This window comes from Streptomyces sp. NPDC049541 (assembly GCF_044465725.1).
Classification (GTDB): domain Bacteria; phylum Actinomycetota; class Actinomycetes; order Streptomycetales; family Streptomycetaceae; genus Streptomyces.
Window position 1 is genome coordinate 1 of the sequence record NZ_JBITLY010000025.1, and the last position, 17,523, is coordinate 17,523.

13 protein-coding genes are annotated in these 17,523 nt (G+C 71.2%); 10 read left to right on the forward strand and 3 right to left on the reverse strand.

Annotation, left to right across the window (positions count from 1 at the left end; all coding sequences use genetic code 11):
- Positions 1-1,215: 1,215 nt before the first annotated feature.
- The 3 genes from ACIBW9_RS42365 to ACIBW9_RS42375 all read right to left on the reverse strand — a co-directional run bounded on the left by ACIBW9_RS42365 (position 1,216) and on the right by ACIBW9_RS42375 (position 5,993).
- Positions 1,216-2,277, reverse strand: coding sequence for a 2-oxoacid:ferredoxin oxidoreductase subunit beta (locus ACIBW9_RS42365; protein ID WP_398964175.1), 1,062 nt, complete (start codon positions 2,275-2,277; stop codon positions 1,216-1,218).
- Positions 2,267-4,168, reverse strand: coding sequence for a 2-oxoacid:acceptor oxidoreductase subunit alpha (locus ACIBW9_RS42370; protein WP_398964178.1), 1,902 nt, complete (start codon positions 4,166-4,168; stop codon positions 2,267-2,269). Before ACIBW9_RS42370 ends, ACIBW9_RS42365 begins: the two co-directional genes overlap by 11 nt.
- Positions 4,169-4,523: 355 nt before the next feature.
- Entirely contained in the window at positions 4,524-5,993 is a 1,470-nt protein-coding gene (locus ACIBW9_RS42375; RefSeq protein ID WP_398964181.1) for an MFS transporter, read from the reverse strand.
- A 557-nt stretch (positions 5,994-6,550) separates the two neighbouring features.
- Here ACIBW9_RS42375 and ACIBW9_RS42380 point away from each other — a divergent pair.
- The 10 genes from ACIBW9_RS42380 to ACIBW9_RS42425 all read left to right on the forward strand — a co-directional run bounded on the left by ACIBW9_RS42380 (position 6,551) and on the right by ACIBW9_RS42425 (position 17,142).
- Positions 6,551-7,621, forward strand: coding sequence for a ketoacyl-ACP synthase III family protein (locus ACIBW9_RS42380; RefSeq protein ID WP_398964184.1), 1,071 nt, complete (start codon positions 6,551-6,553; stop codon positions 7,619-7,621).
- The gene (locus ACIBW9_RS42385) at positions 7,621-8,613 is read left to right on the forward strand and encodes a 3-oxoacyl-ACP synthase III family protein (protein WP_398964187.1); all 993 of its coding nucleotides are present in this window, start codon (positions 7,621-7,623) and stop codon (positions 8,611-8,613) included. The genes ACIBW9_RS42380 and ACIBW9_RS42385 overlap by 1 nt, the downstream gene beginning before the upstream one ends.
- A gap of 55 nt (positions 8,614-8,668) precedes the next feature.
- On the forward strand, positions 8,669-9,556 hold the full coding sequence (locus tag ACIBW9_RS42390) for a Phenylacetic acid catabolic protein (protein WP_398964190.1): 888 nt from the start codon (positions 8,669-8,671) through the stop codon (positions 9,554-9,556).
- On the forward strand, positions 9,556-10,605 hold the full coding sequence (locus ACIBW9_RS42395; protein WP_398964193.1) for a Phenylacetic acid catabolic protein: 1,050 nt from the start codon (positions 9,556-9,558) through the stop codon (positions 10,603-10,605). Before ACIBW9_RS42390 ends, ACIBW9_RS42395 begins: the two co-directional genes overlap by 1 nt.
- Positions 10,602-11,117 (forward strand): iron-sulfur cluster assembly protein, encoded by a 516-nt coding sequence (locus tag ACIBW9_RS42400; RefSeq protein ID WP_398964196.1) that lies wholly within the window; start codon positions 10,602-10,604, stop codon positions 11,115-11,117. Before ACIBW9_RS42395 ends, ACIBW9_RS42400 begins: the two co-directional genes overlap by 4 nt.
- Positions 11,117-11,857 (forward strand): SDR family NAD(P)-dependent oxidoreductase, encoded by a 741-nt coding sequence (locus tag ACIBW9_RS42405; RefSeq protein ID WP_398964199.1) that lies wholly within the window; start codon positions 11,117-11,119, stop codon positions 11,855-11,857. Before ACIBW9_RS42400 ends, ACIBW9_RS42405 begins: the two co-directional genes overlap by 1 nt.
- Positions 11,854-12,654, forward strand: a complete 801-nt coding sequence (locus ACIBW9_RS42410; protein ID WP_398964202.1) for an enoyl-CoA hydratase/isomerase family protein — start codon at positions 11,854-11,856, stop codon at positions 12,652-12,654. Before ACIBW9_RS42405 ends, ACIBW9_RS42410 begins: the two co-directional genes overlap by 4 nt.
- 5 nt (positions 12,655-12,659) lie before the next feature.
- Positions 12,660-14,363 (forward strand): AMP-binding protein, encoded by a 1,704-nt coding sequence (locus ACIBW9_RS42415; protein ID WP_398964205.1) that lies wholly within the window; start codon positions 12,660-12,662, stop codon positions 14,361-14,363.
- Between the two features lie 159 nt (positions 14,364-14,522).
- Positions 14,523-15,863 (forward strand): MFS transporter, encoded by a 1,341-nt coding sequence (locus tag ACIBW9_RS42420; protein WP_398964207.1) that lies wholly within the window; start codon positions 14,523-14,525, stop codon positions 15,861-15,863.
- A 49-nt stretch (positions 15,864-15,912) separates the two neighbouring features.
- Positions 15,913-17,142, forward strand: coding sequence for a cytochrome P450 (locus ACIBW9_RS42425; RefSeq protein ID WP_398964210.1), 1,230 nt, complete (start codon positions 15,913-15,915; stop codon positions 17,140-17,142).
- Positions 17,143-17,523 lie beyond the last annotated feature (381 nt).

The window sequence follows — 17,523 nt, forward strand, 5'->3', positions numbered from 1 at the left end:
GCAGGCTGACCGTTTGTCACCCTGGATAGTTCGGCCTTGCACGCGATTATGCTCACCTTGATGCACTGTGTAGAATCTGGGATCAGACAGCACCATACGGATACCCTAGCCACCGAGACATTCTTTTAAGATTGCGCCCTGCATTCCGCGAAAGGGGACTACCGTCCGCCGGGACATCGAGACCGCGCACAAGGGCAGCAACCGCCTCGAGCTGGATGGCCACGTGGAGGTCGGGAGTTCCGTCCCGGTCAGCGCCTTGTGCACGGTGTTGTGCGGCTGGCGGGCTCGCTCGGCGATGCTCCGTAAGGACATTTTGCCGCCGCCCTTGAGGTGGAGGCCATGGAGCAGATCGATGAGAGTCCGATGGGATCCCGAAAGGCAGATCGGGCTTGCTGAATTGACGGGGTCGTCCCATGGGCGGATCCTCCTCCGAGTGCGGTGGTGACGCCGGTGGTAGCGCCAAGGAACGTACGCGCCACTGGCGCCCCAACCAGCCGGTCAGGTCAACGATGACGCCCGCAACAACGGCTACGACACCGGTGCTCAAGAGTTCGACGAAGCTCACGTGAGGACGATCGCGCCCTGTCGTCGGCCCCTGTACAGCTGTGGACACCCGGGGCCTACCTGGCCGCACCCGCCGACTGCCAGGACTGGACTACTCCGCGACCGTCCACTCGGGCGTCGGTGCCGCCAACTGACACGCTCACTCGCCAAATCAGGTGCTCATTTACCACCCCCTTGCTGCTGGCCATGGCCCTCGGCGACGAGGTGCTGGGGCAACTGGTTGTAGGTGTTGTTGTATTCGAGCTGGTCCGCCCGTCGTGGCAGTGCTGGGCGTGGTGACCCCGAGGGGCAGTCGGCCCGAGCCGGGCTGGCACCCGGTTGGTGGGTCAGGGAGCAGGCGACATTGTGGGCGCATGCGGTGAGGACCGCTGAGTCCGGCAGCGAGTCACCAGGGGTTGTCAGAGCAGCACGTTGCCGGGCCTGGAGACGCCGGGCCAAAACGTATGCGGAACCGTCACAGTGACGGCCTTGCGTACGACTGGAACCGTCAACTCCGTTCCGACATAGGCTCATTGCTGTCGCTCATTGCTGTCTCACGTGACCGACTTGCCGCCGCCGGTGCTGGCGTTGACCAGGATGTGCGGCGATTGCGCATCCAGGTCGACGGAGACGACTCTGCCGCCGGTGCCGATCGCACATTTTGACGGGTTGTCATAGCGGGTGGCTGCCCGGAGCCGGCGGCACAGTCCAGGTGTCGCCGCCGGCGAGGAGGGCGGTGAGGTCGCCCTCGCCCTGCAACTCAACGGCCGTGTCGAGCTGCAGGGCCATCTCGGTGTCGTAGACCGGGCGGTCGACCGAGCGCAGCACGCCGATGGGGGTGTGGTGCAAAGTGGCCGGGTCGGCGAGGCGGGAGAGGGCGAAAGCCGTGGCTGGGGATGCCGCGTGGGCGTCATGGACGAGGATTCGCTCCTCGTTGTCCGGGGTGACGTCGACGATCTGCAGGTCGCCGGTGGCGGGGTCCCGCGCGACACCCTTGGCGCCCTTGTTGTCCGCGAGGGGTCTGCCGAAGCGGATCGGCTGCCCGTGCTCCAGCCGGATCACCGCCTCCTCGGCCTGCTGCTTGTCCTTCAGGGCCTCGAAGGCGCCGTCGTTGAAGATGTTGCAGTTCTGATAGATCTCGATCAGCGCGGTGCCCGGATGGGCGGCGGCCGCACGGAGTACCTCGGTCAGGTGCTTGCGGTCGGAGTCGATGGTGCGGGCGACGAAGGAGGCCTCCGCGCCGATCGCCAGCGACACCGGGTTGAAGGGCGCGTCCAGCGAACCCATCGGCGTCGACTTGGTGATCTTGCCGACCTCCGAGGTCGGCGAGTACTGCCCCTTGGTCAGGCCGTAGATCCGGTTGTTGAACAGCAGGATCTTCAGGTTCACATTGCGGCGCAGCGCGTGGATGAGGTGGTTGCCGCCGATGGACAGGGCATCGCCGTCACCGGTGACCACCCACACGGACAGGTCCCGCCGGCTGGCGGCGAGCCCGGTCGCGATGGCGGGTGCCCGGCCGTGGATCGAGTGCATGCCGTAGGTGTTCATGTAGTACGGGAAGCGGGAGGAGCAGCCGATGCCCGAGACGAAGACGATGTTCTCCCTGGCCAGACCCAGCTCCGGCATGAAGCCCTGGACGGCCGCCAGGATCGCGTAGTCACCGCAGCCGGGGCACCAGCGCACCTCCTGATCGGACTTGAAGTCCTTGACGGTGAGCTTGAGTTCAGTCGGCATGGATGACTTCCTCCAGTACGTCGGCAAGCTGCCCGGCCTTGAACGGCATGCCGTTGACCTGGTTGTAGGAGCGGACGTCCACCAGGAACTTCGCGCGCAGGAGCGTGGCAAGCTGACCGAGGTTCATCTCGGGCACGACCACGCGCTCGTAACGGGCCAGGATCTCGCCGAGGTTGCGCGGGAAGGGGTTGAGATGGCGCAGGTGCGCCTGCGCCACCGACTCGCCGGCTGCGCGCAGCCGGCGAACCGCCGCGGTGATCGGGCCGTACGTCGAGCCCCACCCCAGTACCACCGTGGACGCGCCGTGCGGGTCGTCCACGTCCAGATCGGGGACATCGATGCCGTCGATCTTCGCCTGGCGGGTGCGGACCATGAAATCGTGATTGGCCGGGTCGTAGGAGATGTTGCCCGAGCCGTCCTGCTTCTCGATGCCGCCGATGCGGTGCTCGAGGCCTGGGGTGCCGGGGATGGCCCACGGTCGCGCCAGGGTGTGTTCGTCGCGCTTGTACGGCCAGAACACCTCACTGCCGTCATCCAGAGTGTGATTGGGGTGCTGTGCTAACTGAACGCGCAGGTCGGGGAGTTCACCGGTGTCCGGGATCCGCCACGGCTCGGAGCCGTTGGCCAGGTAACCGTCCGACAGCAGGAACACCGGCGTGCGGTACGTCAGCGCGATCCGCGCCGCCTCCATGGCGGCGTCGAAGCAGTCCGCCGGCGTGCACGGGGCGACGACCGGGACCGGCGCCTCGCCGTTACGCCCGAACATCGCCTGCAGCAGGTCCGCCTGCTCGGTCTTGGTCGGCAGACCCGTCGACGGCCCGCCCCTCTGGATGTCGATCAGCAGCAGCGGCAACTCCACCGACACCGCCAGGCCGATCGTCTCCGACTTCAGCGCCACCCCCGGACCCGACGTCGTCGTCACCCCCAGCGAACCCCCGAACGCCGCGCCCAGCGCCGCACCGACGCCGGCGATCTCGTCCTCCGCCTGGAAGGTCCGCACACCGAAGTTCTTGTGCCGGCTCAGCTCATGCAGGATGTCCGAGGCCGGAGTGATCGGGTACGAGCCCAGGAACAGCGGCAGATCGGCCTGGCGCGAGGCCGCGACCAGGCCGTAGGCGAGAGCCAGGTTCCCGGAGATGTTGCGGTAGGTCCCGGCCGGGAAGGCGGCAGTCGCCGGGGCGATCTCATACGAGACCGCGAAGTCCTCCGTCGTCTCCCCGAAGTTCCAGCCCGCGCGGAACGCGGCGAGGTTCGCCTCGGCGATGGCCGGCTTCTTCGCGAACTTGGACCGCAGGAACTTCTCGGTGCCCTCGGTGGGCCGGTGGTACATCCACGACAGCAGGCCCAGCGCGAACATGTTCTTGCTGCGCTCGGCCTCCTTGCGGGACAGTCCGTGCTCCTTCAGTGCCTCCACCGTCAGGGTCCCCAGCGGTACCGGGTGCACGCTGTAGCCGTCCAGCGAGCCGTCCGCGAGCGGGCTTGTCGGGTATCCGGCCTTGGTCAGTGCACGTTCGGTGAACTCGTCCGTGTTGACGATGATCTCCGCGCCGCGCGGCAGATCGGCGATGTTCGCCTTCAGCGCGGCCGGGTTCATCGCCACCAGCACGTCCGGCGCATCCCCGGGAGTGAGGATGTCGTGGTCGGCGAAGTGCAACTGGAAGGACGACACACCCGGCAGGGTCCCGGCAGGCGCGCGGATCTCGGCCGGGAAGTTCGGCAGGGTCGACAGGTCGTTTCCGAACGACGCGGTCTCCGACGTGAAGCGATCGCCTGTCAGTTGCATGCCGTCGCCGGAGTCCCCCGCGAACCGGATGATCACCCGGTCCAGCCGGCGAACCTCCTTCGCGGGAGGTGCCTCGGCCTCGGCGGATGGGTTGGTCTGGACAAACATCGAGAAGCTCCTGTCGTCCTTGATCTCGCGGATCGCGGTGCCGAAGGACTCCGTGCGTGGTCGTCGCCCCCGTGGGAGAGGGGGCAGCGGCTGCCCCTTTGCCGACCGTGCAGAGGGTGGCCGGGGGCGGGTCGCCGTCCTGCGCCGTCTGTCCGGCCGTCGGGACAGGGGCTTCGCCACGGCCGAGGCACGGTCGGCGAGTGGTGCCGCGGCCGCCGTTGCGGCGGTGGGCACTCGTAGGCGCCGTCCGTGCCATCGGTGGTCCGCGTCGTGCACACGCCGCGGTGTCCCTGTTCCGGGCGCCCGTACCGGTCGGGGTGCGGGAGCCCGGGTCACTCGCTGGGTCGGGGTGGCGTCAGCCCGCCTGCGTGGCGGCGTCGGTGACGTCCGGCGTCGACGTCGGGGCGGTGGCGGGCGTGGGGGCCGGCCGGGGCTGCTTCTTCAGGCCGAGTCCGATGAACGCGCCGCCGAGCGTCCCTACGGCCGCGACCCACCCCGCCATCCGCAGTCCGCCGACCAGCGCGTGCGGGTCGGGGTTGTGGCCGGCGTGGGCGTTGGCCACCGCGACCAGAGCCGCGAGGCCGAGGGCGCCGCCGATCTGACGGCATGTGGAGGCGAGTGCCGAGGCGACTCCCTGCTGGGCCGGTTCGGCGCCCGAGGACGCCACCGCGACGAAGAGCGACGGGAAGGCGAAGCCGCCGCCGGCGCCCCAGACCGCGATACCCGGAACCAGTGCCCAGTAGGAGCCGTGCGTGGACATGCCGGCGATGATCGCGGCCAGTCCGACGGCGGTGCCGACGGTGCCGAGGAAGAGCGTCGTGCGGACCCCCAGCAGACCCAGTACGCGGGCGTTGAGCTTCATCGCCACGACCATGCAGATCACGGTCGGCGGCAGGAAGGCGATCCCGGCGGCGAACGGGCTGTAGTTCAGCACGGACTGCAGGTAGGTGGTGAGCAGGTAGTACGTACCGCCCAGAGATGCCTGGAAGACGATCAGCGCCAGCATGGGGACGTTCAGGCCCCGCAGGCGGAACAGTTTCAGGGGCACCAGGGGGTCGGCGGAGCGCTTCTCGATCAGCACGAAGACCGCCAGCAGCAGCGTGCCGGCCGTCAGTGCGCCGAGGCCCTCCAGTGAGCCCCAGCCCTTGTCCGGGCCGCTGACCAGGCCGAACACCAGCAGCGTCGAACCGATGGTGGCGACTGCGGCACCGAGGGCGTCGAAGCTGCGGCCGGTGCCGAGCGGGCGGTCGGGCGGCAGGATCCGGGTGGCGGCGAACGCCGCGATCAGCGCGAGGGGGACGTTGACGAAGAAGACCCAGCTCCAGCCGAAGGCACTGGTCAGCACCCCGCCGAACAGTGAGCCTGCCGCCAGGCCCGCGCTGCCGACGGCGCCCCACACGGACGTGGCCCGGTTCCGCTCCGGGCCCGGGGCGAACGTCGTGAAGATGAGCATCAGCGTCGCCGGCGTCAGCAGCGCGCCGCCCACACCCTGGAGCGCGCGGGCGGCCACCAGGAGTCCGGCGTTCTGGGCGAGTCCGCCGGTGAGGGAGGAGAGCGCGTAGATGACGAGTCCGGTCACCAGCATGCGTCGCGGGCCGATCCGGTCGGCCGCGCGGCCTCCGAACAGCAGCAGTCCGCCGAGCGCGACCGCGTAGGCGCTGACGACCCACTGCAGCGACTGCGCGGAGAAGCCGAGCTGGCTGCCGATGTCCGGCAGCGCCACGTAGACGATGTTGTAGTCGATGGTGACGATGAACTGGGTGAACGCCAGCAGGGCGAGTGTGTACCCGGCCCACCGTGGCGATCGGGAGTCTGTGCTGGCCATGGGGTGGCTTCTTCCTTCGGGGTGAGCGGGGCGGTGGCCGCCCGAGGTGGGTTCTGCGCCCGAGAATAATCCCTTCGTGAAGGTATGTAAATCTGGAGCGGGGGCCGGGATCGGCCAACTTCACGTCGGGATCACCAAGTTGAGGCACACCCTCCCGGCCGCGGCACGGGCCGCACAGGGGGCCGGACCCCCTTGTGCAAGTGAGGACGGTCCTCACTTGCACAAGGGCGGAGACCGCCGCGCGACTCCGACGGCACGCGACGGTGCAGGCACCATGGGTGACACCCGCAGGGCCGGTGCGGTCCGGTGCTCGCTCTCGGGTGCCACAGCCCGTAACAGTTACATACCTCTGCGAAGGTATGCGAAGGTGAGCCGGAAGCCACCGGTGGCCCGGTGCGCCGATGACCATCCCGGTGGTCAAGGACCTGCGTATCGCACTGCGCCTGAACGGCGTCCCCCTCTTCCCGGCCGGACGAACCGCCGAGCACTCACCCGGCCCCGCTCGTCGGCCGGCGACCCGCACTCGACACGGATCCCGAGCTTTCGAAGGAGCCTGCATGAAATTCGGAAACGATCTGCGGATCAAGACCGTGACCTCATGGTTTCCACCGGACCGCGAGAACGTCGAGGACGCCGTGGCGACCGGGAAGCTGACCGACTCGGACGCGGAGCGGCTCGGCGTCAGCCACCTGCCGTTCTCGGCCACCCTGTCCGCTCCCGAGATGGCGGCGGAGGCCGGACGCGCCGCACTGAGCAGGGCGGGCTGGAGCCCCTCCGCCATCGGCCTGGTCCTGCACACCTGGATCTACCACCAGGGCCATGACATGTGGTCGCCGCCGCACTACGTGGCCCAAGCGGTGGGCGCCGGCAACGCCACGCCCTACGGCGTCCAACAAGGCTGCAACGCCGGCTCGTTGGCCCTCCAGCTGGCCGGGATGCACCTGGAGGCGGACCCCGGGCTCGGTGCCGTGCTCGTCACGACAGGCGACCGGTTCTGCCCTCCCGGCATGGACCGCTGGACCTCCGACTACGGGCTCGGCTTCGGTGACGCGGGGACCGCGGCCCTGGTGCACCGAGGCGACGCGGAGCCCGACGACTACGCCCTGCTGTCCCTGGCCACCGCGACCGATGCCCAGTTCGAGCTGATGATGCGGCACGGCAACGACTTCAGCCCGGCTCCCATGTGGCACGACGGCTTCATCGACCTGCGCACTCCCAAGAAGTCCTACATGGCGGCGTACGGCAAGGAGAAGTTCGAGACCATCGCCGGCCGCAACATCCGCAAGGTGATCACGGACAGCCTGCACGACGCGGGGCTGGCGCCCGACGACCCGCGGATCAAGTACATCGCGCTGCCCCGGCTCGGGGCGAGCCTGCTGGACTCCATCTACGGCCCGGTGCTCGACGAACTGCTCAAGGCCGAGGCCCTGCGGTTCGGCTCCGCCACCGGCCACCTCGGGTGCGGCGACTTCTTCTCCAATCTCGTCGACATGCGGGACCGGGTGCCGCTCGAGCCGGGTGACGTCGCGCTGGTGATCAGCGGTGGGGCGGCCTGGACCTGGGCCTGCGCCGTCGTCCAGGTACCGGACGGTCCGTCGCACGACCGGGCTTCGGCGAAGGGTGTGTGATGGGCTTCGGATTCCTCGGCCTCGGCGGTCACGTCCCGCCGCTGGTCATAGACAACGCCCAGGTCGCCGAGTGGACGGGCGCGGAGGAGAGCTGGATCGTCGAGCGGACCGGCATCCTGGAGCGCAGGTACCGGGAACCCGGCACCGCCACCTCCGACCTGGCGCTGCACGCCGCTCGCGAGGCGCTGGGCAGCCTGCCGGAGGCGGTGGCCCGGCTCGGTGTGATGGTCGTGGCCACGTCCACGCCGGACCAGCCGCAGCCCTCCACCGGGGCGATCCTCCAGAACAAGCTCGGCCTGTCCGACGTCCCGGCGTTCGACGTCAACGCGGTGTGCTCGGGCTTCCTCTACGCGCTCGCCGTCGCCGACTCGATGCTCTCGGCACGACTGGCCGGTGAGGGCGGCGACCACGCCCTGGTGGTCGGCACCGACATGTACTCCTCGCTGATGAACCGCTCCGACCGGCGCACCGTCAGCCTCTTCGGCGACGGGGCCGGCGCGGTGCTGCTCGGTCCGGTGCCCGACGGGTACGGCGTGCTGGGCTGGCGGCTGGTCGCCCACGGCGAGCACCGCGAACTGGTCGAGGTGCCCGCCGGCGGCACCCGTACGCCGCTGGACGCCCGCAGCCGGGAAGCCGGCGAGCACCTGTTCCGCATGCGGGGCCGCGAGGTGCGCGACTACGCGCTAGGCGTGCTGCCCAAGGTGATCGGCGAGGCGCTCGACTCGGCCGGGGTGCGGCTGGCGGACGTGGACCGCTTCATCCTGCACCAGGCCAACACCCGCCTGGTGGAGGCGTGTACGCGCGAGCTCGGCGTCGACCCCGACCGAGTGCCGCTGACCGCACCGCAGTTCGGCAACACCGCCACCGCCTCCATCCCCCTCACCCTGCGCGCGGAGAACGAACTGCGGCCGTTTCGCCGGGGCGAGCGCCTGGTGCTGGCCGGAGTGGGCGGCGGCATGACCGCGGGGGCCGTGGTCGTCCGCTGGTACTGAGCCCTCCCCCGCGACACCGCTGCCAACCATGCAAGCGCTGCGAAAGGAACACGACATGCCGACCGCGACAGCGGCGGGACTCCGCTGCTACGAACTGTGGGACCCGATGCCCGACGAAGTGCGGGATGGTGCCAGGCGGTTCGCCACCGTCCAGGCTCTCAACGAGCTGGTGGGCGTGCTGCCGTTCGCCGAGTGGCTGGACCGCGCACCCAGCTGCACCCGGCGGCAGATGCTGATGGCCAAGGTCCAGGACGAGGTGGGCCACGGACATGTGGCCGCACGGGTCGCCGAGGACCTGGGCATGCCACGCGAGCGGATCCTGGTGGACTACCTGGAGGGCCGCTCGAAGGTGCACAACATCTTCCACTACTCCTTCGCCTCCTGGGAGGAGTTCGGCCCGGGGCTGCTCCTGATGAACTCGGCGGCGATCTTCCAGTTCCGGTCGCTGATGAAGGGCGTCTACCTGCCCTACGGCCGGGCGCTGCGGAAGATCGAGCGCGAGGAGTCCTTCCACTACCAGCACGCCCTGGACCTGACCCACGAGGTGCTGACGCACGGCGACGCCGACCAGCGCCGCCGCGTGCAGGAGGGGTTCGAGACGTGGCTGCCGCGGGTGCTGGCCTACCTCGGCCCGCCGGACACCGACACCCTGCAGGCCAACCGCATGCACCAGATCGGCCTGAAGCCCGACGGCAACGACGAACTGCGCCAGGCCTGGCTCAGCAAGATCATTCCGGTCTTCGAGAAGCTCGGTGTGCACGTGGATCCCGCACTGGCCCGTCAACTGCCCTCGGGCGAGTGGGAGTTCGCCATGCCCGACTGGGCCGAGGTGAAGAAGGTCATCGCAGGCGGCGGCCCCGCGTCGCAGCGCCGGCTGGACTGGGTGCGCGGTGCCCTGGACCGCAACGCGCGATACCGGCGCGCACTGCGGGGGGTGGCGTGATGCCGCACGTTCCCACCGACACCGACGTCTACGAGGTGTTCGCACAGACCGGCAGCGGATCGCCGCTCAACCACGTCGGCTCCCTCGTCGCGCCGCACCGGGACGCCGCCTGGCACCTGGCCAAGGAGACCTACGGGCGCCGCGACGACCTCTTCCGGCTCTGGGTCGTACGGCGCACCGACCTGATCGTCTCCAGCGCCGGTGACCGCGGCCTGCTCGCCGCCAAGACCCGGATGCCGCACCGCCAGCCCGGCTTCCCCACCACCCGCCGCCGCGACCGCTCCGCCGCCCCGGACACCGCCGCCCCGCCGCAGCAGCCCGCGGGCGCCGCGTCCGACCGCTCCGACGACACGCGCGGGGCCACCGACTCCGCCCCGAGCCGCTTGTGGCTGGCACTTGCCGAGGACCTGTTCGTGCTGGGCAACCGGCTGGGCGAACGCATCGTCGACTACATCGATCTGGAGGAGTCACTGGCGGTCGGCTCGATCGGACAGGAGGCGCTGGCGCACGCCGAGACGATCCTGACGCTGCACGCATTCGACGCGTCCGCCGCCGACGCCCACTTCTTCGAGCGGCCGCAGGAACAGTGGCGGGTGTCCCGTGTCATCGGGCGGCTCGGCGACTGGCCGTCCACCGTGGTGTGCGGGCTGGTGATCGCCGCGGCCGTCAGCGTGCTCGCCGAGGGTCGCGCCGACGACGAGCCCGCGTTCGCCGCCATTCGCGACGAACAGCTGGTCCACCTGGACCACTGGCGGCGATGGGCACGGGCGCTGGCCGCCTGGCCCGAGACGAGTGACGAGTTCACGCGGGCGTTCACCGAGGTGACGCACTGCGCCGGCGACCTGTTCGGCGCCGGCCCGCAGGACGCCGTGACGGACGCGCTCCACGCGCGTCTGGCCGCCCTGGTCGGCGACAGCGGCGTCCCCGGCTCACGCCTGCCGCACCTGCCGGTGCCGCGAGCCGCGGGGACGGGCGGCAGCGTCCTGTCCGACTGCCTCGCACGCGGCCGCCTCGTGCGCGAGCACTACGCCCCGGAGGTGTTCCTGTGAGCGCCCCTGCGGCCGCCGCCACCCCGCCCCCCGACCCGCTCACCGGCGTCGTCGCCGACGTGCGCGATCCGGAGATCGACGTGAACCTGGGCGACCTCGGAGTGGTGCGCTCGGTGTCCCGGACCGACGGCCGGATCGTGGTCCATCTCGCCCCCACCCGGCTCAGCTGCCCCGCCCGCGGCGAGATCGCCCGGCGGGTGCGCTCCGCTCTCACCGACGCCGCGCCCGGGCACGGAATCGAGATCGTGTGGGAGCGCGGCACGTGGCAGCCCGCCGCGGTGACCGCCGCCGGACATGACGCCCTGCGCACCGCCGGCTACCGCGTGGCGGGCACCACGCCCCGATGCCCCTACTGCGCCGGCGACGACGTCGTACGGGCAGGCCGCTTCGGCGGCGCGGTCTGCAAGGTGCCCTACGACTGCCGCGGCTGCGGATCGCCCTTCGATGTGATCGGTACGGCCGGCTGCTGCGCCGTGCTCCCGGTCCCCGACGTCAGGCAAGGAGGATCATGATGAGGCTCGCCGGAAAGACAGCCGTGATCACCGGGGGCTCCCGGGGACTGGGCCGCGCGATCGCCGAGCGCTACCTGCTCGAGGGCGCGCAGGTGGTGTGCGCCGCACGCAACCCGTACGACATCAAGGAGGTCCTCGACCTCTCCCCCGGCCGCGGCGCCTACGTCCCGGTCGACGTCACCAGTCCCGACTCGGTCGCCGCACTGATGGCCGAGACCGCCGAGCGCTTCGGCGGCGTGGACATCCTGGTCGCCAACGCCGGTGTGAGCCGGGACGGGCGGGTGGACCGGCTGCCGGTCACCGACTGGCAGGACATGGTGGCCACCAACCTGACCGGGGTGTTCCTGTGCACCCAGGCGGCGATTCCCTACCTGGAACGCAGCCGGGCCGCCCGCATCGTCAACGTCTCCTCCAGCATGGCCACCCGGGTCGCCGTCGGAGCGGCCGGATACTGCGCCACCAAGGCCGCGGTGGAGATGTTCACCCGCGTCAGCGCCATCGAGCTCGGCCCCCGCGGCATCCTGGTCAACTCCCTGGCCCCGGGCATCCTCGACGAGGGCATGGGCCAGCAGCTCACCGAGAACGACAAGATCTGGGCGCGCTACAAGACCCGGCTGGCGCTCGGCCGGCCCGGCGGCGCCGACGAGGCCGCCGACGCGGCCCTGTTCCTGGCCGGTCCCGAATCGAGCTACGTCAACGGGCACGTCCTCGAAGTGAACGGAGGTCTGCTGTGGTCATGACGAGCGCACCCACGGTGGAACGCCTCTCCGCGTGGCTGGACCTCGACGGAGCGGTGGGCATCCTGCGCCTGGACCGGCCGCCGCTGAACGTGCTCGACCGTGCGGCCCAGTCGGCACTGCGCGCCGCGGCCGAGCAGGCCGCCGGCGACGAGCGGATCCGCGCGGTGGTCCTGTACGGCGGGCCCACGGCCTTCTCGGCCGGCGGCGACATCAAGGAGATGGCCGCGATGACGCACGCCGAGATGGTGCGGCACGCGCCCGTCCTCCAGGGCGCCTTCGACGCGGTGGCCGCCATCCCCAAACCGGTGGTGGCCGCGATCAACGGGCCCGCCCTCGGCGGCGGCTGCGAGCTGGCGCTGACCGCGGACGCCCGCATCTGCGGCACCGAGGCCCGCCTGGGGCTGCCCGAGGTCCTGCTCGGCGTCATCCCCGGAGCCGGCGGCACCCAGCGGCTGCCGCGGCTGATCGGCCCGGCCAAGGCCAAGGAGCTCATCTTCACCGGCCGCCAGGTCGGTGCGCAGGAGGCCCTGGAGCTGGGCCTGGTGGACCAGGTCGTGCCGACCGGCCAGGTGCTGCAGAGCGCGCTGCAATGGGCGCGGCGCTTCGAGAAGGGTCCCGCACTGGCCCTGCACGCCGCCAAGACGGCCGTGGACCAGGGTCTGGCGACCGACCTGGCCTCGGGACTGGCCATCGAACGGTCGGTGTTCGCCGCCCTGTTCGCCACCGAGGACCGGCTGACCGGCATGCGGACCTTCGCCGCCGACGGGCCCGGCCGCGCCACCTTCAACGGGAGGTAGCCGTCATGCGTGAAGCGACCGAAGCGTTCCGGCGCGCCCGCGACCACCTGCTGTCCTCCTACGGGGACCTGCCGCGTGCCCGCGCCTTCCCCCGGCCCGCACTCGGCGAGACGTTCAGCTGGGTCGCGGACTGGTTCGACGTCATCTCCGACGGCAACGACGCCACCGCGCTGCGCGTGGTCGACCTGGACCGGCAGGGCGCGGTCCTCGCCGACACGGCGCTGAGCTTCGCCGAACTGGCCGAACGGTCCCGGCGGGTCGCCGGATGGCTGCGGTCGATCGGCGTGCGGCGCGGTGACCGCGTCCTGCTCATGCTCGGCAACCGCGTGGAGCTGTGGGAGTGCGTGCTGGCCGCGTTCCGGCTGGGCGCCGCGGTCATCCCCGCGGCCGTCCAGCTGACCCCCGACGACCTGGCCGAACGGCTGGAGCGCGGCGCGGTGCGGCACGTCATCGTGCAGTCCGACCTCACCCCCAGGCTCGACGGCCTGCGCGGCGGCTGGACGCGTGTCGCCGTCGGGGAACGGGTGGCGGGCTGGCAGGACTACCAGCGGGCCTACGCTGCCGCACCGCTGCGGGAGGCGGTACGGCCACGGCCCGAGGAGCCGTCGCTCATCTACTTCACCTCGGGCACCACGGCCCGTCCCAAGATGGTCGGGCACACCGGGCTGAGCTATCCGGTCGGTCACCTGTCGACCATGTACTGGCTCGGTCTGCGCCCCGGTGACGTGCACCTGAACATCTCCTCGCCCGGGTGGGCGAAACACGCCTGGAGCTGTCTGTTCGCCCCCTGGAACGCGCAGGCGACGGTCCTGGTCGTCAACCAGCCCCGGTTCGCGGCCCGTCCGCTGCTGGAGATGATGTCGCGCTGCGCGGCGACCTCCTTCTGCGCGCCGCCCACCGTGTGGCGCAGCCTCATCCAGGAGGACCTGACCCGGTGGCCGGTGCGGCTGCGCGAGGCTGTGGCCGCCGGGGAACCGCTCAACGCGGAGGTCGTGCACCGCATCCGCGACGCCTGGGGCGTCACGGTTCGGGACGGCTACGGCCAGACCGAGACGACCGCCCAGATCGGCACCCCGCCGGGGATGCCAGCGGTGGAGGGCGCGTTGGGCTGGGCGCTGCCCGGCTACGACGTGGCCCTGCTCGACGCGCGGACCAACACCCCCGTCCTGGACGGCTCGGCGGAGGGCGAGATCTGCCTGCCGCTGGCCGGCCGGCCCCTGGGCCTGATGAGCGGCTACCTCGGCGATCCCGAGGCGACCGCGCGCGCCCTGCACGGCGGCCTCTACCACACCGGCGACTTCGCCACCCGCGACGCCGAGGGCCTCTTCCGCTACCTGGGTCGCGGCGACGACGTCTTCAAGGCGTCCGACTACCGCATCTCCCCCTTCGAACTGGAGAGCGTGCTGCTGCGGCACGCGGCCGTCGCCGACGCCGCGGTGGTGCCCTCACCCGAGCCGCTGCGCCTGGCCGTGCCCAAGGCGTACGTCGCACTCGCCGCCGACTACCGGCCGGAGGCGCGGACCGCGCAGCAGATCCTCGCCCACGCCCGCGAGCATCTCGCCCCCTACAAGCGGATACGCCGGATCGAGTTCGCCGAGCTGCCCAAGACCATCTCCGGCAAGACCCAGCGGGCCGAGCTGCGCCGGCGCGAGGAGCAGCGGCTCACGCGCTCGCCGCAGGAGTGGTGGGAGGAGGACTTCCCCGCCTGACGCCCCGCCTTCGACCGGGGGTTGCCGCGGCGGTGGCGTGCCCGCCGCACGTCGTGCCCCGGGTGAGCGGACTGCGCGTTTCACCGGCGCAGCCCGCTCGCCCGGCCCTCGGCCCGGCCACCTCACCGGCACCGTCGACCATTGAGCCTCGGAGACGCCATGATTCCCGTCCTCACATCCGAGGGGCAGCGCAGAAGAGCCGTACTGAGCAGCCTCATCGGCAACAGCATCGAGTTCTACGAGTTCCTCGTCTACGGGTCGTTCTCGTCCCTGTACTTCGGCACCCTGTTCTTCCCCTCCTTCGCCCCCACCACCGCGACCCTGCTGTCGCTGTCGACGTTCGCGGTCGCGTTCGTGGGCAGGCCGCTCGGTGCCCTCGTCTTCGGGCACCTCGGGGACCGGCTGGGCCGCAGGACGACGCTGGTCACCACGCTCACCGTGATGGGCGGCGCGACGGTCCTGATCGGCCTGCTGCCCACCTACCGGACGATCGGAGTCGCCGCCCCGATCCTGCTGACCGTCCTGCGGTTCGTCCAGGGATGCTCGCTCGGCGGGGAGTCCAGCGGCGGCTTCCTGATGGCGCTGGAGAACGCCCGGCCGAACCGGCGGGGCCTGCTCACCGCGATCGTCGGCACCGGCAACGCCTGGGGGCTGCTGCTGGCCAACGCCGTCCTGCTGCTCGTCACCCTCCTGCCGGACCGTCAGGTGCTGGCGTGGGGGTGGCGGCTGCCGTTCCTGTTCAGCGCGGTGCTCGTGGCCTTCGCGCTGCGCGTGCGGCTGCGGCTCGCGGAGACCCCCGAGTTCGAGCAGGTCAAGTCCGAGGGCGCCGTCAGATCCGTACCGGCGCTCGAGATCGTGGGGCGGCACGGCCTGCTCACCCTGTGCGCGTCGCTGTCGGCGCTGCCGATGTTCCTGGTGTTCTACCTCGGGTCGGTGTTCTCGCTGAAATACGCCGCGACCCTCCACGTGAGCCGCTCGCAGATGCTGACGCTGCTCGCCGGGTCGTGCGTCTTCCTGATCGTCGCCATGCCGTTCTTCGGCCGGCTCGGGGACCGCCGCGGCCGCAAGGCGGTCTTCGTCGGCGGCATCGCCGTCATGACGGTGGGCCCCTTCGCCTGGTTCCCGCTGCTGGAGACCAGGTCCCTGCCGCTGATGGCGCTCGGATTCCTGGCGCTGTTCGCCGGGTTCGCCGCGAACTACGGCGTGCAGGGCGCGTTCTACCCGCAGCTGTTCCCCACGGCGCTGCGCTACTCAGGGATGTCCATCAGCTACAACGTGGGCGGTCTGCTCGGCGGCGCCGTCAGCCCGCTCATCGCCACCTCCCTGCTCGGCACGTACCACAGCTGGACGCCGATCGCCCTGTACATGGCCGCCACCGGCGTCATCGGCCTGGCCGCGTCGCTGTTCCTGCGCGAGCGTGCCGCTGGCCCACCCGCCCAACCTGCCGCTGCCGCACGGCCGGTGGCCGCGCCCGCCGACGTCGCCACCGCCGGCGGCTGAGCGGAAGCCGACGCAACCCGCCCTCCGATCCGAAGTCAGGAAGTCCCCCATGACAGCCCTGTCCGTCACCCGTTGCCCCGTCCTCGACCCCACCGGCCGGGCGATGCACGCGGAAGCCACCTCGCTGCGCGAGGCACCCGCCGTGCTGGTGGAGCTTCCGGGACCCGTCCGCGCCTGGGCGGTCACCCGGCACAGCGTCATCCAGGCGCTCACCAACGACCCGCGCGTCTCGCGCGACATACGACAGCACTGGCCCGACCTGGCCCACATGCCCGACGGCTGGCCGCTGGCCGCCCTCGCCCTGCAACAGAGCTTCTTCAACTTCTACGGCGAGGAGCACCGCACGTCCCGGCGCCGCGTCGCCGGGACGTTCTCACCGCGGCAGGTCGAACGTATGCGTCCGCAGGTCCAGGCGACCGCCGACCGGCTGATCGACGCGCTGGCCGCACTGCCCCCGGGGTCCGTCGCCGACATCCGCCAGGCCCTGGCCCTGCCCCTGACCATCACCGTCATCTGCGACCTGTTCGGCGTCCCCGACCACCTGCGCACCAAGATCGGCACCGGGATCGACGCGGTGCTGAACTCCTCCCTCGGCCCGGAGGAGGCACGGGCCGCCAACGACACCCTGTACGAGCGGCTCGGCGAACTGCTGCGCTACAAGCGGGAGCACCCGGCCGCCGACCTGACCAGCGACCTGCTGCTGCCCTCCGACCCCGGCCAGGAGCCGCTGTCGGAGGACGTACTGCTCGGCACGTTGTTCCTCATGATCGGCGCCGGTTACGAGACCACCGTCAACCTCATCACCAGCGCCGTCCACGCCGTGCTCGACCACCCCGGGACCCTCACCCGCATCCACGAGGGGACCATCGAGTGGAAGGACGTCATCGAGGAGACGCTGCGCATCGAGGGCCCGATCATGCACATACCGATGCGCTGCGCCCTGGAGGACATCGACCTGGGCGAAGGCGTCGTCATCCGCAAGGGCGACGCGATCACCGTCGCCTTCGCGGCCGCCGGACGCGACCCGGAACTGCACCCGCAGTGCCCCGAACGCTTCGACCCCACACGGTCAAGCAAGGAACACCTCGCGTTCGGTCACGGACCCCACTTCTGCCTCGGCGCGCACCTGGCCCGCCTCGAGGCGGACGTCGCCCTGAGCACGCTCTTCAGCCGGCTGCCCGAGCTCGCCCTGGCACACCCCGGCCAGCAGCCCCCGCGCGTGGAGTCCTTCATCATCAACGGCCCCCAGCGCCTGGACGTCGTACCGCGACCGGCCTGACGTGCCCGCGCCGCCGGCGCCGCCTGCCGGGAACCCGGGGCGGCGTGTCCGCGGCCTCGTCGGCCCGACGGCCAGGGCCGCTCCCCACACACGGCGCCGACCGGGATCACGTCCCGGCCGGCGCCGTTCGCCGGTCCCGGCCGGTACGGCCACCGGCGGGGCGTGGGCGAGGCCCATCGGCAGCGCCACCGCGCACCGGCGACGACGAGGCGGTGCGGCACACCGCGGTGCGGCACGGCCGGGTGGAGGCGACACGCCGGCGACGCAGCAGCCCCGGACGGCTGTTGCGGTGCCGGCGCGCGGGCAACACGGCGGCGCCCGGCGGGGCTTCCCGCCGGGCGCCGCTGCCCGCGTCGTGCTGGGTGCCGAAGGCGGCTGCGG